At 73.0% G+C, this 25,247-nt stretch carries 18 protein-coding genes; 2 read left to right on the top strand and 16 right to left on the bottom strand.

From position 1 onward, the window contains the following. Window positions 1-46: 46 nt before the first annotated feature. The 8 genes from M8I34_RS13640 to M8I34_RS13605 all read right to left on the bottom strand — a co-directional run bounded on the left by M8I34_RS13640 (window position 47) and on the right by M8I34_RS13605 (window position 11,802). Window positions 47-451: a globin gene (locus M8I34_RS13640; protein WP_030082224.1), complete on the bottom strand. Its 405-nt coding sequence runs from the start codon at window positions 449-451 to the stop codon at window positions 47-49. Window positions 452-581: 130 nt separating this feature from the next. Next, window positions 582-2,123, bottom strand: a complete 1,542-nt coding sequence (locus M8I34_RS13635) for an FHA domain-containing protein (RefSeq protein ID WP_250049716.1) — start codon at window positions 2,121-2,123, stop codon at window positions 582-584. A gap of 60 nt (window positions 2,124-2,183) precedes the next feature. Next, a complete protein-coding gene (locus M8I34_RS13630; protein WP_250049715.1) occupies window positions 2,184-3,533 on the bottom strand; it encodes a VWA domain-containing protein in 1,350 nt (449 codons plus the stop codon). 254 nt (window positions 3,534-3,787) lie between these two features. Continuing rightward, complete coding sequence (locus M8I34_RS13625; protein WP_250049714.1) at window positions 3,788-5,320, bottom strand: PP2C family serine/threonine-protein phosphatase; 1,533 nt, start codon at window positions 5,318-5,320, stop codon at window positions 3,788-3,790. Between the two features lies 1 nt (window position 5,321). Continuing rightward, complete coding sequence (locus M8I34_RS13620) at window positions 5,322-7,901, bottom strand: serine/threonine-protein kinase (RefSeq protein WP_250049713.1); 2,580 nt, start codon at window positions 7,899-7,901, stop codon at window positions 5,322-5,324. After that, a complete protein-coding gene (locus tag M8I34_RS13615; protein WP_250049712.1) occupies window positions 7,898-9,223 on the bottom strand; it encodes a hypothetical protein in 1,326 nt (441 codons plus the stop codon). The genes M8I34_RS13620 and M8I34_RS13615 overlap by 4 nt, the downstream gene beginning before the upstream one ends. 147 nt (window positions 9,224-9,370) lie before the next feature. Beyond that, window positions 9,371-10,417, bottom strand: a complete 1,047-nt coding sequence (locus M8I34_RS13610) for a glutamate ABC transporter substrate-binding protein (protein WP_250049711.1) — start codon at window positions 10,415-10,417, stop codon at window positions 9,371-9,373. Next, window positions 10,417-11,802 (bottom strand): hypothetical protein, encoded by a 1,386-nt coding sequence (locus M8I34_RS13605; RefSeq protein WP_250049710.1) that lies wholly within the window; start codon window positions 11,800-11,802, stop codon window positions 10,417-10,419. Before M8I34_RS13605 ends, M8I34_RS13610 begins: the two co-directional genes overlap by 1 nt. A gap of 267 nt (window positions 11,803-12,069) precedes the next feature. Between M8I34_RS13605 and M8I34_RS13600 the strand changes: the two genes are divergently transcribed. Next, window positions 12,070-12,762 carry a FadR/GntR family transcriptional regulator gene (locus M8I34_RS13600; protein ID WP_250049709.1) on the top strand — a complete coding sequence of 231 codons (693 nt, stop codon included), beginning with the start codon at window positions 12,070-12,072 and terminating at the stop codon, window positions 12,760-12,762. A gap of 33 nt (window positions 12,763-12,795) precedes the next feature. Here the strand turns inward: M8I34_RS13600 and M8I34_RS13595 are convergent, their stop codons facing one another. From M8I34_RS13595 to M8I34_RS13565, 7 genes are all read right to left on the bottom strand, one after another. After that, window positions 12,796-13,776 carry a BadF/BadG/BcrA/BcrD ATPase family protein gene (locus M8I34_RS13595; RefSeq protein WP_250049708.1) on the bottom strand — a complete coding sequence of 327 codons (981 nt, stop codon included), beginning with the start codon at window positions 13,774-13,776 and terminating at the stop codon, window positions 12,796-12,798. After that, window positions 13,767-15,086, bottom strand: coding sequence for a 6-phospho-beta-glucosidase (locus M8I34_RS13590; protein ID WP_250049707.1), 1,320 nt, complete (start codon window positions 15,084-15,086; stop codon window positions 13,767-13,769). Before M8I34_RS13590 ends, M8I34_RS13595 begins: the two co-directional genes overlap by 10 nt. 6 nt (window positions 15,087-15,092) lie before the next feature. After that, window positions 15,093-16,001, bottom strand: coding sequence for a carbohydrate ABC transporter permease (locus M8I34_RS13585; RefSeq protein ID WP_250049706.1), 909 nt, complete (start codon window positions 15,999-16,001; stop codon window positions 15,093-15,095). Window positions 16,002-16,007: 6 nt separating this feature from the next. After that, a complete protein-coding gene (locus tag M8I34_RS13580) occupies window positions 16,008-16,964 on the bottom strand; it encodes a carbohydrate ABC transporter permease (protein WP_250049705.1) in 957 nt (318 codons plus the stop codon). Between the two features lie 12 nt (window positions 16,965-16,976). Next, window positions 16,977-18,317, bottom strand: coding sequence for an ABC transporter substrate-binding protein (locus M8I34_RS13575; RefSeq protein ID WP_250049704.1), 1,341 nt, complete (start codon window positions 18,315-18,317; stop codon window positions 16,977-16,979). A gap of 87 nt (window positions 18,318-18,404) precedes the next feature. Next, window positions 18,405-19,598 (bottom strand): ROK family protein, encoded by a 1,194-nt coding sequence (locus M8I34_RS13570; protein ID WP_374210903.1) that lies wholly within the window; start codon window positions 19,596-19,598, stop codon window positions 18,405-18,407. Window positions 19,599-19,887: 289 nt separating this feature from the next. Next, window positions 19,888-20,976 carry a mechanosensitive ion channel family protein gene (locus M8I34_RS13565; protein WP_250049703.1) on the bottom strand — a complete coding sequence of 363 codons (1,089 nt, stop codon included), beginning with the start codon at window positions 20,974-20,976 and terminating at the stop codon, window positions 19,888-19,890. A gap of 289 nt (window positions 20,977-21,265) precedes the next feature. Here M8I34_RS13565 and M8I34_RS13560 point away from each other — a divergent pair, with 289 nt between their 5' ends. Beyond that, complete coding sequence (locus tag M8I34_RS13560) at window positions 21,266-21,802, top strand: HNH endonuclease (RefSeq protein ID WP_030984321.1); 537 nt, start codon at window positions 21,266-21,268, stop codon at window positions 21,800-21,802. Window positions 21,803-22,076: 274 nt separating this feature from the next. Here M8I34_RS13560 and M8I34_RS13555 read toward each other — a convergent pair whose 3' ends face one another. After that, window positions 22,077-25,031 carry a beta-N-acetylglucosaminidase domain-containing protein gene (locus M8I34_RS13555; RefSeq protein ID WP_250049702.1) on the bottom strand — a complete coding sequence of 985 codons (2,955 nt, stop codon included), beginning with the start codon at window positions 25,029-25,031 and terminating at the stop codon, window positions 22,077-22,079. Window positions 25,032-25,247: the final 216 nt, after the last annotated feature.

The raw sequence follows: 25,247 nt of genomic DNA, 5'->3' as shown, positions 1-25,247 counted from the left end.
GTCTCGACGTTCTCAGGCCGCGACGTTCTTCATGCCGCGATGTTCCTCAGTCCGCGGCGTTGATCATCGAGGCGGCCGCATACGTGAGGTAGTTCCACAGCTGCGTCGCGTGTGCCTCGGACAGGTCCAGGGAGTCCACCGCGTCCCGCATGTGCCGCAGCCAGGCGTCATGGGCGGCGCGGTCGACGGTGAACGGGGCATGCCGCATCCGCAGCCGGGGGTGGCCGCGCCCGTCGCTGTACGTACGGGGGCCGCCCCAGTACTGCATGAGGAAGAGCGCGAGCCGCTCCTCGGCCGGGCCCAGATCCTCCTCCGGGTACATCGGCCGCAGCAGCGGGTCCTCGGCGACTCCCTGGTAGAAGCGGTGCACCAGGCGCCGGAAGGTCTCCTCGCCACCGACCTGTTCGTAGAAGGTCTGCTCCTCGAGCGTGCCGCGTGGAATCTTGTTCACCCGTCCATGGTGGCAGACGTCCCGGCCCAGGACTTCGGTCGTAGGACGAAGAGACCGGCGACGGACGGAAATGGCTCCGGGGCGTGATCGGTTGATCACGCCCCGGGGTCGTTCTGCCGTCGTCGGCGGGTCAGCCGCGGCGGACGGTCAGCGTCGTCCAGGCACCGACGTGCACCCGGTCGCCCTCATGGAGCGGCACCGGCACGTACGGCTGGATGGGGTCCTCGGCGAGGTTGACCGTCGTGCCGTTGGTGGAGTTCTGGTCCACGACCGCCCAGCTGCCGTCCTGCTGCTGCACCAGCAGTGCGTGCTGGTGCGAGACGCCCGGGTCCTCCGGCGCGCTGCCCAGATCGATGTCCGGGGCCTCGCCGGTGCTGTTCCGGCGGCGGCCGACGGCGATCTGGCCGTTGGCGAGCGGGAGCACCTGCTCGGGGGAGTACGAGGGCAGGTTGAGCCCCGCCGCCTCCGGGCCGCTGCGGCCCATCATCGCCATGAAGTACTCGCGGTCCGGAGCGATCGCCACCACCCAGCCGGTGCCGACGACCGGCGGCGGACCCTGCGGCGGCGCCGCGGGACCCTGGCCGGGGCCGCCGTTCCACTGCTGGTCCGGTCCGGGCTGCTGCTGCTGCTGCATCTGCTGCTGCTGCGGCGGCGGCATCTGCTGCTGCTCGTACGGGCCCGGCTGCGGCTCGTACGGAGCGTGCTGCTGCTCGTACGGAGGCTGCTGCTGCTCGAACGGGGCCTGCGGCTGCTGCTGCTGTTCGTACGGTCCCGGCGGCTGCGGCGGGAACGGCATGGGCTGCTGCTGCTCGTACGGGGCCTGCGGGCCCGGTCCGGGCGGCGCGGGTGCCATCGGCGGGGGGCCGGCCTGGGCGCTCGGCGGGTTCAGCGTCCAGTCGTCGCCGCCCTGCTGCTGCTGCGGCGGCGGGCCGGGCATGCCGGGGGGCGGGCCGGGCTGGCCGGGGAAGCCGCCGGGGCCGGGACCGCCGGGGGGCATGCCCTGCTGCTGCGGGGGCTGGGGCTGCTGCGGGGGCGGGAAGCCGTAACCGTCCTGGCCGCCCTGCGGGCCGGGGGCGGGCGGCGGGAAGCCGTAACCGTCCTGGCCACCCTGCGGGCCGGGCTGCTGGCCGGGCGGCGGGGCGTAGGACGTCGGGGAGTTGGTGAGGAAGTTGTAGCGGCACCCCTCACAGAACGGGGCCATCGCCTCACGCGGCGTACCGCACTGCGGGCATGCCTCGGGGCGCCCGGACGGGTCGGGGCCGGGCGCGGGCGGCGGGAAGCCGTAGCCGCCCTGGCCGCCCTGGGGGCCGGGGCCACCTTGCGGGCCGGGGCCGCCGGGGCCGGGTGTGGGAGGAGGGAAGCCATAGCCGTCCTGGCCACCCTGGGGGCCGGGACCACCCTGCGTGCCGGGGCCGGGTGCGGGCGGCGGGAAGCCGTACCCGCCCTGGTTGTCAGGAGCGCCGGGGCCGCCGAAGCCGGGGCCGGGTCCACCGGGCGGCGGACCGGGCTGTCCCGGCGGCGGGCCGGGCTGGCCGGTCGGCTGGCTGGGCGGTGCGTTCAGGAATCCCGCAGGCAGGGAGGGCGGCGGGGGGACAGCGCCCGCCATCCGCTGGCCGCACACCTCGCACCAGTCTTCGGCCACCGACTGGTGGCCGCTCGGGCAGGTCGGCATGTCGGTTCTTCCCCCTCCGTACCGATTCGCTTCGGTAGTACTGCTCGGTACTGATCGTGGCTATTTCTTCACGCGAATGGTTTTCGTCGAGCGCGTCTCGAGGGTCATCTCGTCCGCTTCGGCGACCTTCGCCTTCAGTCGCACAGTACCGGTCGCCGCATCGACGACGTCCACCACCTTCGCAAGGAGTTTCGCAGTCGCCTCGTTCCCCGAGGAACCGGCCAGTTGTACCGCACGGCCCAGTTTTGCCGTGGCACCGTCGGTATCACCCGACTTGCGGGCATCGAGCCCCTGTTGGATGACATGGGCCAGTTCGGCCTGTCCTGTGTAGTGCGCCACCTGCGGATTGATCGAGGTGGAGGCGGCCGCGTCGTCCGTCCACACGGCCCGTACGAGCCCCTGCGACAGGGGCCGCGGCGGGGTGGTGGACGCGGGGCCGTCCGGTGCGGAGATGATCAACGAGACGCGTCCGGCGAGCATTTCCTGGCCGACGCCGGCGGCCGGGACCCGTAAGCAGAGGTGGTAGTCGCGGGACTCGTCGCCCCAGGAGCCGGTCGGGTAGTCCCCCGACCGCGGACCGGACTCCTTGCGCCGGCCGGTCAAGTCCTCCACCGTGGGCGCCACTTGCTTGACGAAGACGGTCTCGGCGCCCAGTGGTGTCCACAGCCGCAGCACGACATCGGCGACCTCCTTGCCCATCGCCTTCTCCGTCATCCGCGTGAAGTCGGCGGTCAGACCGGCCGGGTCGGCGACGATATCGGCGGTGCCCAGGAGCGCCGAGGCGATGCCGGTGACCTCCTTGACCTCCCAGTCCGTGCCCACGCCGCGGGCGTCGCAGGTGAAGGAGCCGAAACAGGCGTCCAGGGCGGCGCGCAGCTCCTGCGGCGACTCGTGTTCATTGCGGCCGTCGGTGAGCAGAATGGCGTGCCGGACGGCGGCCCCGGCGGACGACAGCAGCCGTTCGGTCAGCCGCAGCCAGGTCCCGATGGCCGTACCGCCGCCCGCGCTCAGCTTCCGCAGTGCCGCCCTGGCCTGCGCGCGGGTGGTGGCACCGGCCACGGCCAGCCGGCCGCCGCCGGGGTAGATCTCGGTGGCCCGGTGGGTTCCGGCCACCACCGCGAAGCCGACGCCGTCGCGCACGGTGTCGATGGCGGCGACCGTCGCCTCACGGGCGCCGCGCATCTTGGCCGGCGGATAGTCCATCGACCCGGAGCAGTCCACCATGATCACCACACCCGCGTCCGGCCCGCCGGCACCTCCTGCGGACACCGGCCGGCCCCCGGTCGTGCCGCCCCCGGTCGCGGTGACCGTGACGATGGCGTGCACCTCGCGCCCGCCCTCCGGGAGGTAGGGGTTCTGGTACACCTCGGCGGAGAAACGCGGCACATGGGACTTGGTGAAGTTGGCCATCCGTTCCGCTCCTTGAGACGCCGTGACCGGTCGGTCGGTGCCCGTGATGCGTCGTACGTGGTGCGTCGTGCGTGATGCGTCGTACGTGGTGCGTGGCGCGCGCGGTGCGGGACGGGCGGTGCGGCGCGCTGTACGTGGCGTACGGCGTGCCGCACCCCGGACGGATGCGTGGTGCTGCGCCCCAGGCCCCCAGGCCCCCAGGTGCCCCGGTCCTCTGCCCCCCCCGGCGTCCGACTCGGTCGGTTTTGAGCTGGTCAGGCCGATTCTGCCCGGCCCGCGGGTGCGGGGAACGGCACCAGCGCCACCGTTACGTTGTCGTGCCCGCCGCCGTCGAGCGCGTGGGTGACCAGCGTGCGGGCGCTGTCCAGGGGCCTGCTGGGGGCGTCGTGCGGCAGTACGGCGGCCATCTGCTCCGCGCTCTCGGCGTAGTTCCACAGCCCGTCGGTGCACACCACCACCACACCCGGCCCATCCGGCTTGAAAGTGGCGGTATGTGGCTCGACTTCGTAGGCGTCCGCGCCGAGCCAGCCCGTGATGGCGTGCGCCCGTTCGTCGGCGTTGGCCTCGGCCTCGGACATCAGGTTGTTGGCGACCATCTGGGCGGCCCAGGAGTCGTCCTCGGTGAGCCGGGCGGGCGGCGCCGCACGGTCGTTGGGGATCCAGTAGGCGCGGCTGTCGCCGACCCAGCCGATGGTCAGCAGCCCGCCGCCGACCACCGCGCCGACGAAGGTGCAGGCCGGGGCGTTCTGCTGACGGTGCTCGTCATGCGCCGAGGAGGGATCGGCGGCCAGCGCGTCGACCGCGGAGGAGGCCGCCAGGATGGCCTCGTGCATGGCCTGTTGGGGATGCGTACCGCGCGGCAGCGACGCCCCGAGCGCCTCGCCGGCGGCCTCGGACGCCGCCGTGGACGCCTCGTCCGGACGGGTCGCCGAGGAGACACCGTCGCAGACCACCGCGACCACGGCGGGGGTGCCGTCGGGGAGGGCGGCGGCGCGGAGTGCGAAGAAGTCCTCGTTGCGGTGGTGCCGGTGGCCCCGGTCGCTGACCGCGGCGACGCCCGCCAACTCGCGCTCCATGTGGTCGCGTTCGCGGGGCTGGGCGTGGCCGCAGTGCGCGCAGTAGCCGTCCGGCCCCACGGCACCGGACCGGCAGGCGGCGCAGAGGGGGGTGCCCTGAGCGGGGGTGCTCTGGGCGGGGGTGCCGGACGGGGTCCCGGCCGCGGCGGGCCCGCCGGCGGGCGCACCGGGGTCCGTGCCGTGCGTACCGGATGCCGTACCAGGGGCGGTGGGCGCCGCGCCGGGCACGGGCGCACCGGACTCGGCGCCCGCTCCCGCTCCGGCCCCCGCCCCGGCAGCCGCCTCCGCGGCCGCGTCGGCGACCGCCTCGTATGCGGCGACGCGCGGATCGGCCACGGGGGCATGGCCGGGCGCCGTGGGCGCATGGCCGGGCACCGGCGGCGCATGGCTCGGCATCGGGGGCGTGCCCGGGTCCCCGTACGGGAGACGGGCCTGCGGGTCCGGCGGAGGCGGCGGGCCGGCCGGAGCGGTCCGGGCGGCCGCGGCGGACGGTGCGGGTGCCGGCGGCGGTCCGGGCGGCCCCGGCGGACCGGGGGGCGCCGGTGGCGCGGCCGGCAGGGGCGGTACGGCGGGGGCGCCGTGCGCGGGCGCGCCGTACGCCGGCGGCACGGCGGGCGTCAGAAGATCGGCGCCGCACCGCCCGCAGAAGTTGTCCCCCGCATCGAGCGGTTCGTCACAGCCCGGACACCGGGACGGCCCAGTCACACCCATGTCACACCCACGTCCTGGGGCGGAAGCGGTTGGCCCGTTCCACCAGTTCGATCCTTTTCTCACCACGCTGTGCCAGCCGCGCGAGCATGCGGTACGACCCCTCCAGGCCGAACCGCAGACCGCGCTCGTCCAGCGGGCTGCCGAGCAGCACCGGCCGCTCGCCCACGGCCGCCGAGCCGTCCGGCCCGGCACCGTGGCTACCGGAGAGTACCCAGTCCAGGGCACTGCCCAGTACCTCGGTGGTGAGTTGTTCCCGTCGCTCGGCGTCCAGACCGAAGTCCGCGAGCGCCTCGACCTGTTCGGCGGCCGCCCGCAGATCCGCCGACAGCGGATCACGGGGCGGGCGCTCCCGCAGCCGGGCGCGGACCGCCGCGATCCGCGCCGCGATGTAGTGGATGGACGACTCCGGTACGGACTCCAGCGCCTCCACCGCGCCCGTCCGGTCGCCCGCCGCCAGCCGCACCCGGGCCAGCCCGAACGCGGCGCTGACATAGCTGCGGTCGGTCGCCCACACCAGGCGGTAGTACTCCACGGCGTTGTCCAGCTGGCCCAGCAGCTCCGCACAGATCCCCAGCGCCAGCTTCGGGGCCGGCTCACCGGGGAAGGCGTCGTAGACCGCGTCGAAGGCCAGCGCGGCGCTCTCGCGGTCACCGGTCGTCAGCGCGACCAGGCCGCGGTGCCACACCACCCGCCAGTCCGCGCTCCAGGTGCCGGGCTCCGTACCGCCCCGCTGCGCGGCGGCCCACTGCTCCGCGGGCTCCGCCGCGATCGCCCCCAGCACCTGCTGCGCCGCCGCGCCCTCACCCGTCTCCAGGCGGGCGCGCAGTTCCCGCAGCCGGATCTCCAGGGAGTCGGCGGGCGCGGAGCGCAGCGCGTCCAGCAGCTCGGCGGGCGGGGCGGCGAGCAGCCCGGCAAGCAGCCCGGCATTCGGGTCGCCCGGATGCACCCGTGGCACCGGCAGGGCCAGGGCGGCGCCCGCGACGTCCAGGGGGCGCAGCACGGGGCCGCCGGGCGCCCGTTGCGCAGCGCGCGCGGGCGCCGCCCCGCGCGCGCCCAGCAGCGAACTGTCCCCCTCCGCCGCGGCCATCAGCTCCGTGTCGACCACCCGGAGTTCGGGCCCGAACAGCGCGGACAGCGCGGGCCGCGGCTCGCCCGACTGGAGCGCCACCACCTCCCGCAGCACGCCCGTCAGCTGCTCGGCCATCTCCTCCGCGGAGGCGAACCGGCGGGCCCGGTCCGGGTCCGTGGCGCGCACCAGCAGCCGGTAGAAGGACTCGTAGGTGCGGAACACCTCGATGTTGTCCGGATCGGGCAGCGAGTCCGCGAAGACGTTGGTATAGCCCTGGAAGTCGAAGGTGAGGACGGCGAGGGTGCGCGCGACGGTGTAGAGGTCGGAGGAGACCGACGGGCCCAGCGCGGCGATCTCCGGTGCCTGATAGCCGATCGTGCCGTAGATGGGGCTCTCGTGGTCGTCCATCCTGCGCACCGCGCCCATGTCGATCAGCTTGAGCTGGTCGTGCTGCTGGATGGCGTTGTCGACCTTGAAGTCGCAGTAGAGATAGCCGCGGCTGTGCAGATGGCCGAGCGCCTCCAGCGCCTCGATGCCGTACGCACAGGCCACTTCGACCGGCAGCGGATCGCGCCTGCCCTGGGGGGTGCGCCGGTCGTTGGCGAGGTCCTTGAGCGACATGCCGCCGACGTACTCCATGACGATGTAGCCGTCGAGGCTGCCCGTCGCACGGTCGAGATGCTCCACGAAGTTGTAGATCCGCACGATGTTGGCGTGCTCGATCTCGGCGAGGAAGCGCCGCTCGGACATCGCCACCGCCAGCGCTTCCTCATCGCCGGTGTCCAGCAGTCCCTTGAGCACCACCCACCGGTCGGAGACCGCATGGTCCGTCGCGAGATAGATCCAGCCGAGCCCGCCGTGTGCCAGACAGCCCACGACCTCGTACTGGCCGTGCACCATGTCGCCGGGCCGCAGCTTGGGCATGAAGCTGTACGGATGGCCGCACTTGGTGCAGAACCCTTCCGTACGGCCCGGCCGCTCACCGCGCCCCCGGCCCACCGGCGCCCCGCAGTCCGCCCGGCTACAGAACCGCTTGCGCTCCGGGACCTCGGCATGCTCCAGCACCGCCGCACGCGGGTCGGGCCGCGGCACCTCCGGCACCGCCACCAGGCCGACGCCCAGCCGCCCGCGCGCCGCCCCGGAGGACGAACCGCTGCCCGAACTGTGCACCGACACCGCCGAGACACTGCGCGTCGGACCACCGCCCGACACCGCGCGCGACAGCCGCCCGGACACCGAGCGCCGGGACGCCGACGGGCGGGACGGCGCGCTGCGGCCGGAACCGGGCCCGGGGGAGGGGACCGTCAGCAGTGCCCCCGCCGCCTCACGGCCGGCCGTGCCGCCCGCGAGCGCCCGGCCCGTCAGGCCCGTGGCCGGCGAGGACAGCAGACCGCCCGACGAGACCACCGGCGCCAGACCGCACAGGTCGCAGTACAGCTCACCACCGCCGACATCCTCGTAACCGCCCGCGCAGTCCCGCCGCTGGCAGCGCTCGTCGGCCCGCTCCGTCACGACTCCCCTCTCCCCTCCAGCTGCTGCGGAACCATCGCCTCCGCCGCCGCCTGCTGATAGCGCCACACCGCCTGCCCGGCCGCCCGCAGATCACACGGCGCGCTCCACAGCATCCGGCGCGCCACGTCATAGCGCTCCGTCAGCAGCGGATCCTCCGCCATGCCGTGGCGCCCCACCTTCGCCTTGTACGCGTCCAGCCGGCCGCGCAGCTCGGCCCGCACCGCCAGTGGCGCGGTCACCGCCGTCAACGACTCACGGGCGCGGTGGAGTTCGTCCTCCGCCCGCTCCTCCAGGCTGTCCAGCAGCGGCGACAGCCGGTGCCACTGCGACCGCCTGCGGTACTCGGCGGCCGCCGCCAGCTGCTCGTGCAGCGCCGTCGACGGGCCGCTGACCGCAGGCACCTCCGACGCGGCGATCTTCGCCAGCACCTCACCGCGGGCCTGCCGCGCCTCGGTCAGCGTGCGGTCCGCCCGCGACAGCACGTCCCGCAGCTGCATCAGCCGCCGCTCCGCGTCCTGCCGCACGTCCAGCACCGCCGCCACCTCACGCCGGATGTCCTCCAGCGCACGGGCCGCACGGTCATAGCGCGCGGTGTCCGCACGGCCCCCGCCCGGCGCCGAACTCCCCGTCGACGACGACAGCCAGAACGCCAGCGGATCCGCTATCACCTGGGCACGCAGCCGCACCAGCTCGTCCGTGATCCGCTCCAGGTCATCGCCCGCCGGATGCTCACCGGGCCGCACCCCCACCGAATGCGCCAGCGAACGGGTGCGCCGCAACTCGGCCGAGAGCAGGTCTATACGGGCCGGCAGCGCCAGCCAGACCGCGTCGGCGGCCACGATGACATCCAGCGACCGCGCGTACAGCCCGTTCATCCGCTCGACGAGCCCCTCCAGACTGAAGCGTTCGCTCAGCCGCGCCGGACCGCTCTCCGCGCCGCCGCCGGCCGCGGCCGCGCCCGGCACCGTCACCCCGTCGCCGTGCAGCAGCTCCGTCAGCTCCGCCAGGTCCTCCGGGGACGGCCAGCGGCGCCGCGCCCGCAGCTCACGCGCCTCCTCCAACGCCGCCGTATACGCATCGAACAGCGACCACAGGACCGTGATGGACCGCTCCGCGGCGGCCCAGCGCTCCTTGGTGGTGCCGGCCAGATCGGCGCCCTCCAGCAGCCGGCGACCCGCGTGGTCCTGCAACGCGAGCAGCGACGTCTCGATCGCCTCGTACTCGGCGCCGAGCCGCGCCAGGGCACGGTCCACCTCCTCCCGGTCCAGCACCGGGGCATCGGGCCTCCCCGGAGAACCGGGAAAGGGTCCAGGGACCCCCATCGATCACCTCTCCAATACGCGTACGGTGCACGGCGTTTGCTGCGGCCGGGCGGCCGCTGCGGTCTGCTCCTCCCACGTCCTGTTCCATAGTGACGGCATGCGGCCCTCCTGTGGCGGTCAGTGGCGGTACTCCGCTCCAAGGAGCGATCAGTCGCTGTACTCCGGCGACGGCGGCCCCGATATGCCCGGCAGATCGTCTTTCAGCCAGGTGCGGTACGCCTTCATCCAGCGGCTGTCGGCACCGCCGCCCCGGTAGTCGTCCAGGACCTTGTTCACCCGCCGCACCAGATCCGTGTCGTCCTTGTTCATCGCCACGCCGTACGACTCGTCCGTGAACGGCTCGCCCTTGAGCTCCACCGCCGGATCCTGCGCCGCCTGCGCCGCCGCCAGCGCGCTGTCCGTGACCACCGCGTCCGCCTGGCCCAGCTGGAGCCGCACCAGACAGTCGAGTTGGCTGGGCACCGTCAGCACCTTCGCGCCGTGCCGCTGCGCCGTCAGCGCGGTCTCGCCCGTCGAACCCGCCGCCGTGCACACCCGCTTGCCCCGCAGCGAATCGTCGAACGCCTTGATCTTGGAGGTGACCGGGGCCAGCACCTGCTGCCCCGCCTGGAAGTACGAGGTCGAGAACGCCACCTGCTGCTTGCGCGCACAGTTGATCGTCATCGTCCGCACCACCATGTCGACCGACCGCTTCCGCAGCGCCGGAATCCGCTGGTTGGTCGGCACCGCCTTGAAGACCACCTTGGGGTGCGGCCCCAGGATGTCCTCGGCGATCGCCCGCGCCAGATCGATGTCGAAGCCCTGGAGCGTGCCGGTCGCCGGATTGCGGTACCCCCACTGGTAGGTGTTCTGGTCGACCCCGACGACCAGCTGGCCCTTCTCCTTGATCCGCGTCACGGCCGTGCCGTCGTCGGGCGACGGCCGCAGACTCTCCGCGGCGTTGTGCGCCGTGCACGGCGCGACGGCCGGAGCGGCCGGCGCCGCCCCCGGGCCGTACGCCCGGTGCGTCGCCGTGGGCGAGGAGACCTCGCCACGACCGCGGCCGGCCCGCTCCGCGTCGCCGCCCAGCGCCGGCACCAGCACGGCGGCGGTCGCCGCCATCACACACACCCCGGCCGCGACCGGCGCCAGGACGGCACGCAGATTCACCAGGTCTCGCGCGCGCACCCGTATGCCCCTCTCGCCAGGCCTCATCACCGGTACTCCGCCAGCCTGCGGCCGATCCCCAGCACCGCGCCGACCGCCGCCAGCCCCGCCAGCACCCCGGCCCCCACCGGCAGCCCGCCCAGCGCCCCGCGCCCGGAGTCCGCCGCCGACCGGAACTCCTCCTGCTCATGCACCAGCGCCTGCTGGAGCCCGGCAGCCACCCGGTCGAAGGACTCCCCGGTCGACCCGCCCGTGCCGATCACCTTGGCCAGCGCCTGCTCGTAATCGCCCTGGTCGTCCGCGGCCCGCGCCTCGCCGTGCCGCACCTGCCACTGCCGCACCTGCGTCAGCGCCGTACGCACCGGACGCCGCCCCGCCTCGTCGTCGGCCAGGGCCAGCGCCGCTCCCAGCCTGCTCTTCGCCGCCGCACCGTGCCCGCCCCCGCCCGCCAGATCCGCCATCCCGGAACGGAAACCGGCCTCGTAGAAATCCTCCTGGCCGCCGGTCAGTACCGCACCGCGCGCCACCAGCGTCAGATTCTCGTCCCCGCGCGCCTGGAGCGCATCGATCCGTGCCTCGTTGAGCACCCGCAGCGACCGGGCGCCGTGCTCATACGAACCGGTCAGCGCCGCACGCGCCACCGTATGCCCCGCCACCAGCCACACCAACACCACGACGGACGCGGCCGTCGCCGCCAGCAGGCCCCGGTTGAACACCCGGTTCGTGCGCCGGTAGTGCCGCCGCTGCGCCCATCCCAGCGCACCGATCGCCACCACTCCCGCCGCCAGTGCGCACCACGGCCGGGCCTTCGCCGCGCCGTAGTCCGCCGCCAGCCGGTCCGTCTCCGCGTCGTACAACGCCCGTGCGGCCGGGAGGAGTTCCTTGCGCATCTGCTCATTGGCGTACCGCAGATACGCGCCGCCCAGCGGCAGCCCCTGCCGGTTGTTCGCCCGCGCCGTCTCCACCAGCCCCGTATAGCGCGGCAGCCGGCTGTTGAGCTTCGCTATCTGCGCGCCCGCGCCGTCCGAACCACCGCTGTTGGCCGCGGCCTTGACCAGCAGCGCGGAGGCCGTGGAGATATCGGTGGCGTACCGCTCACGTGTCGCCACGCTCTCCTTGTCACCGGCCAGAAAGCCCGCCGCGGCCGTCGTGTCGGCGTCCGCCAGCGACCGGTAGATGCTCGCCGCGTCCGAGGTCAGCGGCTGGCTGTGCGTCACCACGTCGTCCGCGGCCGCCGCCCGGTCCGCGACCTGCCAGGCCGTGACCGCGCCGAACACCACGACCAGCAGGGCCAGTAAGGCACCGATCACCCGCAGCCTGCCCGGCTCGGTCGTCGCCGCGGCGCGCAGCTCGTCCAGCCCTTCGGCCCAGGCCGTTTTGCGTCCCGTGACGGGCGGTGACGCATGGGTGGCCGGCACGCTGGTGGTCGACACGGAACCTCCCCCTGGGCGCTGACTTCGGGACCGGCCCCCGCGCCGAGCGCCCGGGAGCGCTCACGAGAAGGACTGGTGCATGGGCAGCAGTATGTCCGTAGCCGCTGACACACACACCGCGATTGCCCCGATCTTGTTCGGATCGCGATCCAGGGCGGGGCCCGCCACCACCCTCTAGAGTGGACGGGAGAGACGTCAGACATCAGGCGATGCCGGAGCCCGGACACCGCGCCTCCGGGCACCGCGCCGAAGAGGGGGAGTGATCTCGTGCAGTCGGTCCGCAAGGGCAGGGTGTCGCTCGTGGAGACCGCGACCGACGAGATCCGCACGCAGATCGTGAACGGCATCTGGCCGGTGGGCAGCCGTATCCCGCCCGAGAGCGCGCTCTCCGAAACCCTCGGGGTCAGCCGCGCCTCGGTCCGCGAAGCCGTACGGTCCCTGGTGCACTCCGGCCTCCTGGAGCCCCGGCAGGGCGACGGCACGTTCGTGATCTCCGACGACGACAGCGCGGTCGCCCTCCGCCGCCGCCTCGAACGCGCCGAGCTCAGCCATGTCACCCAGGTCCGCCAGGGCCTCGACGTGGTCGCCGCCCGCCAGGCCGCCAAGCACCGTACGACCGCCCAACTCGCCGGTATCGAAGCCGCGCTGGCCCGCCGCAGGGCCGCCCTCGCCACGCACGAGAGCGAGGCGTTCACCGCCGCCGACGCCGAGTTCCACGTCCTGGTCGCCGAGGCGAGCGACAACCCCGTCCTCGCCGACATCTACCGCTCCCTGAGCGCCGCCCTGCGCGAGGAACTCCGCCGCGCCGCCTGCCTGGACACCGCCACCGCGGCCCCCGACGACCCGCACTCCCGCCTCGCCGACGCCATCCGGGCCCAGGACCCCCAGGCCGCCGTGGACGCCGCGGTCCTCCTCCTCGCCGGACACGTACGGGACCTCGCGCTTCCGCTGGACGACTGACTGCCAGGGAAGCCCCCCCACGCCCACCCCGCCCTACCCCCAAGCTCCCCTCAACCGCCCGTAAGCGCCCGCCTCCGCCCCCATGCGGTCCAGGGTGTCGAGGGCCGCGCCCAGTACCGGCGGGGTGGTGACCACCTGGGGGACCGCCTTGGGGGCGCGTTCCGAGAGGAGCCGGGTGGTCTGTTCGTGGAGCAGGGGGTGGCGGGCCGCCAGGACGCCGCCGCCCAGGACCACCGGGGCCGGTTCGCCGAGGAGGCCGAGGCGTTCCAGGGCGACGGCGGCCAGCAGGGCGATCTCCTCCGCCTGGCGGACCACGATGCCGCGGGCGACCGGGTCGCCGGAAGCCGCGACGGCGAAGAGAACCGGGGTCAGTTCATGGCGGCGGTGGCCGGGGAGGGTCCGCAGATGAAGGGCCTCGATCAGCTCCGGCATGCTGGTCAGGCCGAAATGGGCGGGCAGGGCGCGGGCCAGCCCGGTCGGTGCGCCGCGGCCGTCCTCCGCGCGGGCCGCGCACCACAGCGCCTCGTCGGCGAGGTGCGAACCGCCGCCCCAGTCGCCGGAGATACGGCCGAGGGCCGGAAAGCGCGCGACGGCACCCTGGCGGCCGAGCCCTGCGCAGTTGATGCCCGCCCCGCACACCACGGCGACGCCCACCGGCTCCCCGTCGTCCGGCAGTCCGGCCCGCAGCAGCGCGAAGGTGTCATTGCGGACGCTCACCGTGCGCGCCCACCCCCGGCCCGCGACCTCCGCGGTCAGGTCCGCCTCCTCGACGGGGAGGTCGGCGTTGGCGAGGAAGGCGGAGAGGTGCCCGACGGGGCCCGTCAGCCCGGCCTGGTCCAGGACCGACCGCACCAGCGGTGCCAGGACGTCGACCGCCGGGCCGACGCCCACCACCGATGGCTGGAAACCGCCGCCGCGGGCCGTCCCGAGCAGCTCGCCGTCCGCGGCCACCAGCGCCACGTCGGTCTTGCTGTTGCCCGCGTCGATGGCGAGCGCCGTGCCGGTCAGGCCCACGTGAGGTGCTCCCGGTTGTGCGCGATCAGTGCGTCGGTGAGCCGGTCCGCGTAGTCGGTCTGGCCGATGAGGGGGTGGGCGAGGAGGGCGGAGAAGACGGCGTTGCGCGCACCGCCCCGGTCGGCCTTCCGGCCGTCCCTGCCCCACAGCGCGGCCTCCAGGGCGAGGTGCTCGTAGGCGGTGACGTTCGCGACCAGTCCGGCGTACAGCGGTTCCAGGGGGCGTACGGGAAGGGGCGTGGCGCCCGTGGAGTCCACGGTCGCGGGCACCTCGATCACCGCGTCGTCGGGCAGGAAGGGCAGGGTGCCGCGGTTGAGGGCGTTGACGACCTGGGTGTCTCCGGTGTGGCGCAGGAGGGAGGAGGTGAGCGCCACCGCGGCCTCCGAGTAGAAGGCGCCACCGCGCCGGGACAGCAGCTCCGGCTTCTCGTCGAGCGCCGGGTCGCCGTACATCCCCAGGAGCTGCTGCTCGATGGCGGCGACCTCCGCGGCGCGGGAGGGCTTGCTGCGCAGCTCCCGTACGACCGCGTCGTGCTGGTAGTAGTAGCGCAGGTAGTAGGAGGGGACGACGCCGAGCCGGTCGAGGAGCGGGCGCGGCATGCGCAGGTCGTCGGCCAGGGCGTCGCCGTGTTCCGCCAGCAGCCGGGGGAGGACGTCCTCGCCCGCGACGCGTACCGCCCGCTCCCAGGTGAGGTGGTTGAGGCCGACGTGGTCCAGCTCGACCTGGCCGGGGGAGACGCCCAGCAGTGCGGCGAATTTGCGCTGGAAGCCGATGGCGACATTGCACAGCCCGACGGCCTTGTGGCCGTGGGTGAGCAGTGCCCGGGTGACGATGCCGACGGGGTTGGTGAAGTCGACGATCCAGGCGCCGGGGTTGCGGCGGCGTACGCGTTCGGCGATGTCGAGGACGACGGGGACGGTGCGCAGCGCCTTGGCGAGGCCGCCGGCGCCGGTGGTCTCCTGGCCGACGCAGCCGCACTCCAGCGGCCAGGTCTCGTCCTGGTTGCGGGCGGCCTGGCCGCCGATGCGCAGTTGCAGCAGCACGGCGTCCGCGCCGTCGACCCCGGCGTCCAGGTTGCCGGTCCAGGAGATCCGGCCCGGGTGCCCCTGCTTGGCGAAGATCCGCCGGGCCAGGCCGCCCACCAGCTCCAGCCGGTCGGCGGCCGGGTCGATGAGGACGAGTTCCTCCAGCGGCAGGACGTCACGCAGCCGCGCGAAGCCGTCGATGAGTTCGGGGGTGTAGGTGGAGCCGCCGCCGACCACGGCGAGTTTGAGGCGGGGGCGGGGGGTGCGTCCCTCGGGAGACGGCATGCAGGATCAGCCCTTCACTCCGGTGAGCGTGACGCCTTCGACGAAGGCCTTCTGTGCGAAGAAGAAAACGAGCATGACCGGCGCCATGACCAGCACCGTCGCGGCCATGGTGAGGTTCCAGTTGACGCTGTGGGCGCTCTTGAAGGACTCCAGCCCGTAGGAGAGCGTCCAGGAGGCCGGGTTCTGAGCGGCGTAGACCTGCGGGCCGAAGTAGTCGTTCCAGCAGAAGAAGAACTGGAAGAGGGCGATGGCGGCGATACCGGGCCTGGCCATCGGCACGATGATCTGGAGCAGGGTGCGCAGCTCACCGCAGCCGTCGACCTTCGCCGATTCGATGTACTCCTGCGGGATGGTCAGCAGGAACTGCCGCAGCAGAAAGATCGAGTACGCGTCGCCGAACGCCATCGGGATGATCAGCGGCCACAGCGAGCCGGCCAGATGCAGCTGCTGCGCCCAGACCAGGTACATCGGGATCACGATGACCTGCGGCGGCAGCATCATCGTGGAGATGACCAGCAGGAGCGCGGTGCGCCGGCCGCGGAAGCGGAACTTGGCGAGCGCATAGGCGACGGGGACGGCCGAGCAGACGGTGAAGAGGGTGCCCAGTCCCGCGTACAGCAGGGAGTTCTTCCACCAGTCCAGGAATCCGGGGGTCCGGAGGACGGTGACGTAGTGGGACCAGTGCCACTCGTGGGGCCACAACTCGCCGCTCATCGCCTGGTCGTCGCTCATCACGGAGGTGAGGAAGACGAACACGAACGGCAGCACGAAGAAGAGCGCGGCGGCGACGGCGACGGTGTGGACGGCGATCCAGTGCAGCAGCCGGGTGCGGCGGGCACGGGCGCGGGCGGCCGGGTCCCCGGTGGTGCCGCCGCGGGACGGGGCGCGGCGCGTGGTGAGGGTCGTGGTGGTCATCTCGGATCAGTCCTCCGCCGGGAGCAGGCCGGCGCGCTTGCGCAGCAGCAGGGTGGTGACGGCCATGGCGATGACGAACAGCACGAGGGAGAGCGCACACGCCGCGCCGGTGTTGAAGTTCTGGAAGCCCAGGGAGTAGACGAGCTGCGGGACGGTGAGGGTGGAGTGGTCCGGGTAGCCGGGCTGGATGACCGTGCCGGGGCCGATGGAGACGCCGGAGGCGAGCTTTCCGGCGACCAGCGCCTGGGTGTAGTACTGCATGGTCTGGACGACGCCGGTGACCACCGCGAACATCACGATCGGCGTGAGGAACGGCCAGGTGACATAGCGGAACTTCCCCCAGGCGCCGGCCCCGTCCAGCTCGGCGGCCTCGTACTGCTCCCTGGGGACGTCCAGCAGCGCCGCCATGAAGATCACCATCAGGTCGCCGATGCCCCACAGGGACAGCAGCACCAGGGACGGCTTGGCCCATCCGGGGTCGTTGAACCAGGAGGGGGCGGGGAGTCCGACCGCCCCGAGGATTTCGTTGACGGGCCCGGTGCCGGGGTTGAGCAGGAAGACGAACGCCACGGTGGCCGCCACCGGAGGCGCCAGATACGGCAGATAGAAGGCCGTACGGAAGAGGCCGGGCCCCGACTTTATTTTGGTGACGAGGATGCCGATGCCCAGTCCGAAGAGCACCCGCAGCGCGACCATCACCACGACCAGCCACAGGGTGTTCCACAGCGCGGGCCCGAACAGCGGCATCTGCGTCAACACGTATTTCCAGTTCCGCAGGCCCACGAATTCCGGGGGTTCGATCTGGTTGTAGTGCACGAACGAGAAGTAGACGGTGGCGATCAGCGGATAGCCGAAGAAGACCGTGAAGCCGATGAGCCAGGGGGAGAGGAATCCGAGGGTACGCAGCCGCTCGCGGGTGCGCTTTCGGCGTAGAGCGGCAGGCACGGGGCCGGTGGATGCCATGGCGGTTCTCCGTCAGTTCTCGGACTGAAGATTGTCGGAGTCGATCTGGGCGTCGAGTCCGCGCAGGCCCGCGTCGAGATCGGGGACCTGTCCGGCCTCGACGCGGTAGGAGAAGTCCTGGAGCGCGGTGACGTACTGCCCGCCGTTGACGGACGGCGGCAGTGCCACGCTGTGCGGATTCCGCGCGATATCGAGGAACGTGCGGAACGTCGGATCGGTGTCCAGCCGGGGCGATTTCAGTGCCGCATGCGTCGACGGCACGTTATGGATGGCATTGGCGAACCGGACCACCTGATCGGTGTCCACGGTCAGGAATTTCACCAGCTCCCACGCCGCGTTCTGATGCCGGCTGCTGTGGGCGATACCGGCGACGGTCCCGGTGAGGTAGCCGCGGCCGTAGGTGTCCGCCCGGTCGTCCGGCACCGGCATCGGCGCGGTGCCCCAGGCGAAGCGGGCCTTTGCCCGGCGGAGCATCAGTCCGCGCCACTCGCCGTCCATGTGCATGGCCAGCTTCTGCGTCAGAAAGGCGTTCTGTGCGGACATCTCGTCGCCGAAGGTGGTCCGGAATTTCTCCAGCGGCCGGAAGCCGCCCTGGGCGGCCGTCAACTCGCGTGCGGTGGCGAAGAATTCCTTGCTCGCCGGATCCCTGGCGAGCCGGGACTTCCCGTTCCTGTCGAAGTAAGTCGGCCCCCACTGGGCGAACATCCGGTCCGGGCTGTTCTGGTAGAGGCGGAAGTCGGGCATGAAGCCAACCCGTTGGTAGGAGCCGTTTCTGTCCCGCCGGGTGAGTTTGACGGCGTCCCGTTTCAGCTCGGACATGGTGTGCGGGGGGCGGGTGATCCCGGCCTTCTTGAACGCGTCCTTGTTGTAGTACAGCCCGTAGGAATCGGCGAGCAGCGGCAGCGCGCACTGCTCGCCCTGGTAACTCGTGTAATCCAGAAAGGTCCTGGGGAAGACCTTCGCCTTGTCCACCCCGGTCTTCTTCAGGAACGGATCGAGGTCCACCCACATGCCCGACGAGCAGTACTGCCCCACATTGTTGGTGGTGAACGACGACACCACATCGGGTGCGTCGTCCCCGCCGGCCCGCAGTGCCTGGTTCATCGTCTCGTCGGTGACATTGGGCACCACCTTCACCGTGATATTGCGGTGCCGTTTCTCGAAGCGGGCGACGCTGTCGTCGATCGCTTTCCTTTCGCCGGCGGTGGACCAGCCGTGCCAGAACGTGAGCGTGACCGGCGCGGCCGGATCGTCGTGCGCACTGCCGACGCCGGGGTTGGCACAGCCCGGCACGAGCAGCCCGGCACCGGCCAGCACCGTCGACAACCGGATACGCAGACGGGGAATCGGCATGGCGGCCTTCCTTTACTGCGGAGGGAGCGGGAAGTGACGCGGGGGAAGTACGCGGGTGGTGCTCCGTACGGCGGGTCCGGCAGGCGCTCAGCCGGTGTGGAACACCGCCTCGCGCGCGTCCGCGAGCGCCGTCCGCAGCGCGCCGATGAGGATCGCAGGGCCGTCGATATCGCTCAGACGCAGCGTGGGGCGGGGCAGCGCGAGCCCGGTGAACTCCTCCTCGACCAGGGCGCGCAGCGTCTCCCCGCCGGCCTGGGCGACCTCGCCGGAGAGCACCACCAGCCGTGGGTCGACGACCGCGACCACGGCCGCGATCCCGGTCGCCAGCCGCCGCGCGACCTCGGCACGGACCTCGTCGTGCGCCATCGCCCCGGCGACCGTCCGGACCCCGGTGACCCCGTACTCCCGGGCCAGTTCGATCACGCTGGGCGAGCCGACGAGCCGCTGGAAGCCGCCGCCGGCGTCCGCCTGTGCGGCGCTGCGGTCGCCGCCACGGGCCAACGGGGCGCCGGGCAGCGGCATATAGCCGATCTCGCCCGCGCCGCCGGTGGCCCCGCGCAGCAGCTGACCGCCCAGCACGATGGCGGCGCCGACCCCCTCGTCGGCCCACACCAGCACGAAGTCGTCGAAGTCCTGTGCGGCCCCGTCGTACTGTTCGGCGACCGCCGCCAGATTCACATCGTTCTCGATCGTGATCGGCGTGCCCAGCACCTCGGCCAGCTCTTCCTTCAGCGCCCGCGAGTGCCAGCCCGGCAGATGCGGCGCATAGCGCAGCCGCCCGGTCTGCGGGTCCAGCGCGCCGGGTGTGCCGATCACCGCCCCGTGCAGCTCCTCGCGCCCCAGCCCGGCCTTGGCCAGCGCCCCGTCGACGGCCCTCGCGACCAGCTGCGCGGTCCGGTGGGGCGCGTCCTCGGCAACGGCGCCGGTGTCGACCCGCTCCTCCCCGAGCACCTGTCCGGTGATGTCGGCGACCGCGGCCGTGATCCCCAGCTGATCGACGGCCAGCGCGGCGATATGCGCCGCCGTCGGGTTGATCTCGTACAACTGCGCACTGGGCCCCGGCCGTCCGGTCACGTTCCCGGTGGTCCGCACCAGCCCCGCGGCCTCCAGCCGCGCCAGCAGCTGCGAGGCGGTGGGCTTGGACAGACCGGTCAGCTCCCCCATCTGCGTACGGGTCAGCGGGCCCTGCGACACCAGCAGATCGAGCGCCGCCCGGTCGTTCATGACCCGCAACACCCGCGGCGTCCCGGGCGTCCCCTGCACGCTCTGCCCACCGGCCATGACCGTCACCCCCGTTCACCCGGCGGCCGGAACGCCCGCCAGCATCTGTTAGGAAACCTTCCAATTGATGAAACAGGAAGGTAGGCGGCGGGCCGGGGCGGCGTCAATGGGTGGGGCGCGGCGACTTGCCCGTGCGCGGGCGGGCGCGGGAGGAGGCGGAACGGGCGCGACGGGAGGGGGCACGGAGCGGAGCGGGCCGCGCCTGAGAGCGCAAAAAAGGGGCGTACCGACCCTCAGGCGGTACGCCCCTCCACAGTGCGGTCCGGGCGCTCAGGCCCGGAACACCGGCCTACTTCCCCATCTTTGACGGCGACGTGATCGGGCTGGTCGCCATGGACTGCGGGGACAGCGGGTTGTTGAGGGCCGAGGGGGCGGCCATGCCGGCGGCGGGGTCCGCGGCTTCCTCCTCCTCGTCCTCGGGGGCCGGGCGCGGGGCGAGGTGGACACCGGCGGCGTCCAGGGCGTGCTTGATGCGCCAGCGCAGTTCGCGCTCCACGCCCAGGGCCTTGCCGGGCATGGTCTTGGCCGAGACGCTGATGGTGACCGTGTCGAGGTGCACCTCGCTCAGGCCGAGGACCTCCACCGACTCCCACAGCCGCTCGTTCCAGGGCTCGGCCTTGGACATCTCCTCGCCGGCCCGGGTGATGGTCTCGCGGGCGCGCTCCAGGTCCTGGTCGGCGGCGAGCACGACGTCCACGGCGGCGGTGGACCAGCCCTGGCTGAGGTTGCCGATGCGCTTGACCTCGCCGTTGCGGATGTACCAGATCGCGCCGTTGGGGCCGCGCAGCTTGGTGACGCGCAGGCCGACCTCGATGACCGTACCGGTGGCCACGCCCGCGTCGATCTCGTCGCCGACGCCGTACTGGTCCTCAAGGATCATGAAGACGCCGGAGAGGAAGTCGGTGACGAGGTTGCGGGCGCCGAAACCGATGGCGACACCGGCCACACCCGCGCTGGCCAGCAGCGGTGCCAGGTTGATCTTCAGGACGGAGAGCACCGTCAGAGCGGCGGTGCCCATGATCACGAAGGAGGCGACGCTGCGCAGCACCGAGCCGATGGCCTCGGAGCGCTGTCTGCGTCTCTCGGCGTTGACGAGCAGACCGCCCAGCGCGGTGCCCTGGGCGGCAGCCACGGTGCGGTTCATCCGCTCGATGAGCTTGGTGATGGTGCGGCGGATCACATGCCGCAGCACCACCGCGATCACGATGATCAGCAAGATCTGCAGGCCGGACGTGAGCCACGTCCCCCAGTTCTCCTGCACCCAGCCGGCGGCGTTGGTGGCCTTGTCCGTGGCGTCGTCGAGCGACGTCGGGCCGGATGAGCCGGGCGGGGCGGCGCTCAGGGGCGCGGCGGCGACCGGCGAAGCGGACCAGAACACAGTCGAACCTTCCGTGTGGGACAGCAGACCCGGGCCTCGGTGGGACCGCAGGAACCGGGCAGACCATCCACACTAACGGGGCAACGGGAGCGGTCCGCGCCCTTGTTCGAGTCGGATAGTTGTGCGGGGGCCGGAATGAGCCGAATCCGGTCGGACGTGCCGGTGTGTGGTGGAAAACACCTCCGACCCGTTACTCGGTCATGGTGGCGCTCTCCGCAGGCACCGGGGGACACTGTGGGGAGATCGTCCCGGCGCGAGCCACGCGCCGCCGGCGTACAAGGAGGCACCCGTGCCGCATGTCCTGGTCCTCAATGCGTCGTACGAGCCGCTCGGCGTCGTACCGCTCCGCCGCGCGCTCATCCTCGTACTCAATGAGAAGGCTGTGAGCCTTGAGGAGTCCGGCGCCCTGATGCACAGCGCGACCCATGTCATCCCTGCTCCGAGCGTGGTCCGCTTGAAGCGGTTCGTGCGGGTGCCCTTTCGCGGCCCCGTTCCCTTGACCCGCCGGGCGCTGTTCGCCCGTGACGGCGGGCGCTGTATGTACTGCGGTGGCGTCGCAACCAGCGTCGACCACGTCATCCCGCGCAGCCGCGGAGGTCAGCACACCTGGGAAAACGTCGTCGCCGCCTGCCGGCGCTGCAACCACGTCAAGGCCGACCGCCATGTCGCCGAGATCGGCTGGCGGCTGCGGCATCAGCCCGCTCCGCCGTCAGGACTGGCGTGGCGGATCATCGGCACGGGCCATCGGGACCCGCGCTGGCTGCCGTATTTGCAGCCGTACGGCGCGGATGACGCCCTTGCCCGGATCGAGGCCGTATCGGCGTAGGTCCGGGTTTTTCCGTCCCTGACGGTGGTGCCGAACGTCTCGCTCCGGCCGGGGCGGACGCCGCCGGACCCTCGCCCCATGGCCGACCGCCGTGGTGACGAGGGTCTCGCGGCGCCCACGACGGCAGCCCGCACCGCCTCTGTGGTGCGGCTCATCCACGGTGCGCGGCGACAGCCCTTCATGGCGCGCGTACGGCTCACCCGCGGCCCGCGACGGCAGCCACCGCGCTCGGCCTTCACTCCTGGCCCGCGACGGCCGTCACCGCCCTCGCCGTTCACTTGTGGTCCGTGACCGCGTACGCCTCCACCGACCACAGTGAGTAGCCGAAGCGGGTGGCCCGCTTGTCGCCCTGGATGCGGACGAACCGGGCGTCCTTGGCGTCCATCCGGACGGACTCGCGGCCGCCCTTGCCGTCCCTGACCGTGGCCGCCGTGCGCCAGCTGCGGCCGTCCGGCGAGACCTGGACGCGGTAGCGGGCGGCGTAGGCGTCCTGCCAGTTCAGGACGAGCCGGCCCAGGCGGGTGGGATGGGCCAGCGCGAACTGGAGCCAGGCGCCGTCCTCGGCGGTGGAGGACCAGCGGGTCCTGGGGTTGCCGTCGGTGGCCGCCGAGGCCGGGAAGTCGGCGGTCTCGTCCCCGGAGGAGGTGGCGACGGTGCCGTGCGCCAGGTCCTTGCCGCCGGTGCGCGGATACGACCGCACGGTCAGCGTCTGCCGCGCGCCGCCGAATTCCACCGGGATCTCATACGTCCCGGAGGGGGTGCCCTCGGGGACGTCGACCGTGATGCGGACCGTGGCGGTGCCGCCGCGCGGTGCGGTGACCTCCTCGGGGGCGTGCACGGTGAAGCCCTTGGGCGCCTTGACCGTGAGCTTCTCGCGGACGTCGCCGGGGCGGCGGGAGTAGATCAGGGCGTCCACCGTCGCGTTGCCGCCGGTCTGCGCGTCCGACTCCTTGCGGGACAGTTCGAGCCCGGCCGCCGGGGTGTCGTCGAACCACGGGGTGAAGGCGTGCACGGACGGCACATCCGCCCCCTTCGCCCAGGTCAGCCGCATCGCGTCGGCGCGCAGCCGGGGCGTTTTCGACTCGGTCCAGCCGCTGGCGGAGAGCCGGTCGAGGCGGCGCCAGCCCTCACCCGGGACATGCGCCTCCAGGGAGACGGCGCCGGCGGCCGCGCCCGGATCGGTCAGCGCGGTGACCGCGGCCAGCGGGCGGGCCCGCTCGAAGGGGACGGTCAGGGACGTCGGGCCGGTGTCGTCGTCGGGCCGGGTGGTGTCGTGGCGGGCGCCGGTCCAGGCGTCGGCCTCGGTCATCGCCCGCTCCAGGAACGGTGCCAGCACCCCCTTGCCGACCGTCGCCGGGCTGTGTTCGCACTCCTTGCGCAGCCGCTGCACCGTGCGCTGGGCCGACCAGGCGGCGTCGCCGTCGCCGTCGGCCTGTGCCATCAGCGTGTCCACGGCCTGTTCGCCGGCGCTGCCGTAGCGGGCCAGCTGCTCGGCCCACGGACGGATCTCGGCGGCCAGGTCCGCATGCAGGTCCCGGGGCGCGGTGCTCATGGTGTGGAACGCGGCCCGCAGCGCCTTGGCCGCCTTGGCCAGATCCGGGTCCCGGCCGGGCCGGCCGTGGTTGACCGCCGCCTCGCGGGCCTTCCAGAAGCGGTCGATCAGGGGCCGCAGATAGCGCGACTCGGTCCGGTCCAGCAGCGAGGACGAGGCGTTGCCGGCCAGCGCGCGCAGCGCGGCACGGGCCCGCGGATCGCCGCCCGCCAGATCGTCGATGGCCGCGTCCCAGGACTGCGCCGGGTGGTAGGCGCGCGGGTTCCACGCGTAGTCGGCTGCCGTGAACAGCGGGATACGGGAGGCGAGCGGCTGCTCCATGGCGTTGGCGAGCAGCGCGGTGGAGCCGGTCGCGACGGCCGGCTCACGGCCCTGGTAGGGGCCGAGGAAGATCCGGTCCTGGGCGTAGTCGTTGACCGGATAGTTGTCCATGGTGACCAGCGGGTGGCCGAACGCCTGGCGGGCGCCGGACAGCTCCCCGCCGGTGATGGTCCGCGGGACCACGCCGACGCCGGTCCAGGCCACCTCGACCCGGTCGCCGAGCGCATCGGACAGCGCCCGGCGGTACGCCGTCGAGCCGTCCTGGTAGTACTCGGTCGGCATCAGCGACAGCGGCTCGGCCTGCGGGTAGCGCCGTGCCAGATGGTCGGCGAGCGCATCGGCGACCCGGGCCTGTGCCTGGGCCGCGGCCTGCGGCCCCTTGCCGAAGGTCTCCGCGTCGGTGTCGCAGTGCCATTCGCTGTAGCTGACGTCCTGGAACTGGAGCTGGAAGGAGCGCACGCCCAGCGCCCACATCGCGTCCACCTTGCGCCGCAGCGCCCGCAGGTCCTCCTCGGACGACAAGCACATCGCCTGGCCCGGCGCGAGGGCCCAGCCCAGCGTGACGTGATTGGCCTTGGCCCGCTCGGCCAGCGCCCGGAATTCGGCGCGCCGGTCGGCCGGGTAGGGGTCGCGCCACCGGGCCTGGCGGTACGGATCGTCGCCGGGCGCATACAGATAGCGGTTCTGCTTGGTGCGGCCCATGAAGTCCAGCTGGGCGAGCCGCTGGGCCTGGGTCCAGGGCTGCCCGAAGAACCCCTCGGTGGTGCCGCGCACCGCCGTGCCGGGCCAGTCCCGTACGGCCACCGAGGCCAGCTCCCGGTGTGCGCCGTCGGTGACCAGCTGCCGCAGTGTCTGCGCGGCGTGGAAGAGGCCGTCGGGGCCGACGCCGTCGAGGGCGACGGTGTCGCGTCCCGCGACCTGGCCCACGGCGAGCCGGTAGCCGCCGGCGGGCAGATCCCCGCGGGCCGGTGCCCGCAGTGCCCGCAGCGCGTCCGTGGCCTGCTTGCCGCCGACCCGGATCACCGGTCCGGCCGCGGGCAGCCGGTCTCCGGGGGCCTTGCGATGCACCGTGTGCACCCCGGCGTCCCGCAGCAGGCCGCGCAGCACGTCCAGCGCGTAGGGATCGGCGTCCGGCGCGGCCACCAGCGTCGCCTCGCGGCCGAGCGGCACGGCGTCGCCGAGCTCCTGCATCGACTGCGGGCGCGGCCAGACGGCGGGCGCCTGCCCGGCGCCGGCCGGCCGTTCCGGCTGGTCGGGGGCGCCGATGGCGAGGTCCGCGGGCGCCGCCTGGGCGCTGGGTACCCCGCCGAGCAGACCTCCGATGACCGCGGCGGCCAGCGCGGTGGTCCCTGCCACCCGCGCACGGGCGCCCGCGCCGTTCCCCCTGCCGCTCCTACCGATACTTCCGACGCTCCATACGCCCCGGCCTCGCACGGCTGCTCCTCGTCCCCGTCCCACTTGCCGGTCTGCACCGGCAACCCCGTTTTTCCCGCCGATGCCCGTTCGGACAGACCTTCGGCGGTGAGCCCACCATTGTGACGGTTCGGGTGTCAACCAGGCATCGGCGGGGGT

Source organism: Streptomyces sp. MCA2, from assembly GCF_023544705.1.
GTDB classification, from domain to species: domain Bacteria; phylum Actinomycetota; class Actinomycetes; order Streptomycetales; family Streptomycetaceae; genus Streptomyces; species Streptomyces decoyicus.
The sequence above is the reverse complement of the archived record's forward strand: the minus strand, read 5'-3'. Positions and strand labels throughout refer to the sequence as shown.

Coding starts and splice junctions, on each gene's coding strand:
- M8I34_RS13625 (WP_250049714.1), bottom strand. CDS start 5,320: ATGGGTGTGACTGGGCCGTCCCGGTGTCCGGGCTGTGACGAACCGCTC.
- M8I34_RS13635 (WP_250049716.1), bottom strand. CDS start 2,123: ATGCCGACCTGCCCGAGCGGCCACCAGTCGGTGGCCGAAGACTGGTGC.
- M8I34_RS13575 (WP_250049704.1), bottom strand. CDS start 18,317: ATGCCGATTCCCCGTCTGCGTATCCGGTTGTCGACGGTGCTGGCCGGT.
- M8I34_RS13580 (WP_250049705.1), bottom strand. CDS start 16,964: ATGGCATCCACCGGCCCCGTGCCTGCCGCTCTACGCCGAAAGCGCACC.
- M8I34_RS13630 (WP_250049715.1), bottom strand. CDS start 3,533: ATGGCCAACTTCACCAAGTCCCATGTGCCGCGTTTCTCCGCCGAGGTG.
- M8I34_RS13615 (WP_250049712.1), bottom strand. CDS start 9,223: ATGGGGGTCCCTGGACCCTTTCCCGGTTCTCCGGGGAGGCCCGATGCC.
- M8I34_RS13610 (WP_250049711.1), bottom strand. CDS start 10,417: ATGAGGCCTGGCGAGAGGGGCATACGGGTGCGCGCGCGAGACCTGGTG.
- M8I34_RS13585 (WP_250049706.1), bottom strand. CDS start 16,001: ATGACCACCACGACCCTCACCACGCGCCGCGCCCCGTCCCGCGGCGGC.
- M8I34_RS13590 (WP_250049707.1), bottom strand. CDS start 15,086: ATGCCGTCTCCCGAGGGACGCACCCCCCGCCCCCGCCTCAAACTCGCC.
- M8I34_RS13570 (WP_374210903.1), bottom strand. CDS start 19,598: ATGGCCGGTGGGCAGAGCGTGCAGGGGACGCCCGGGACGCCGCGGGTG.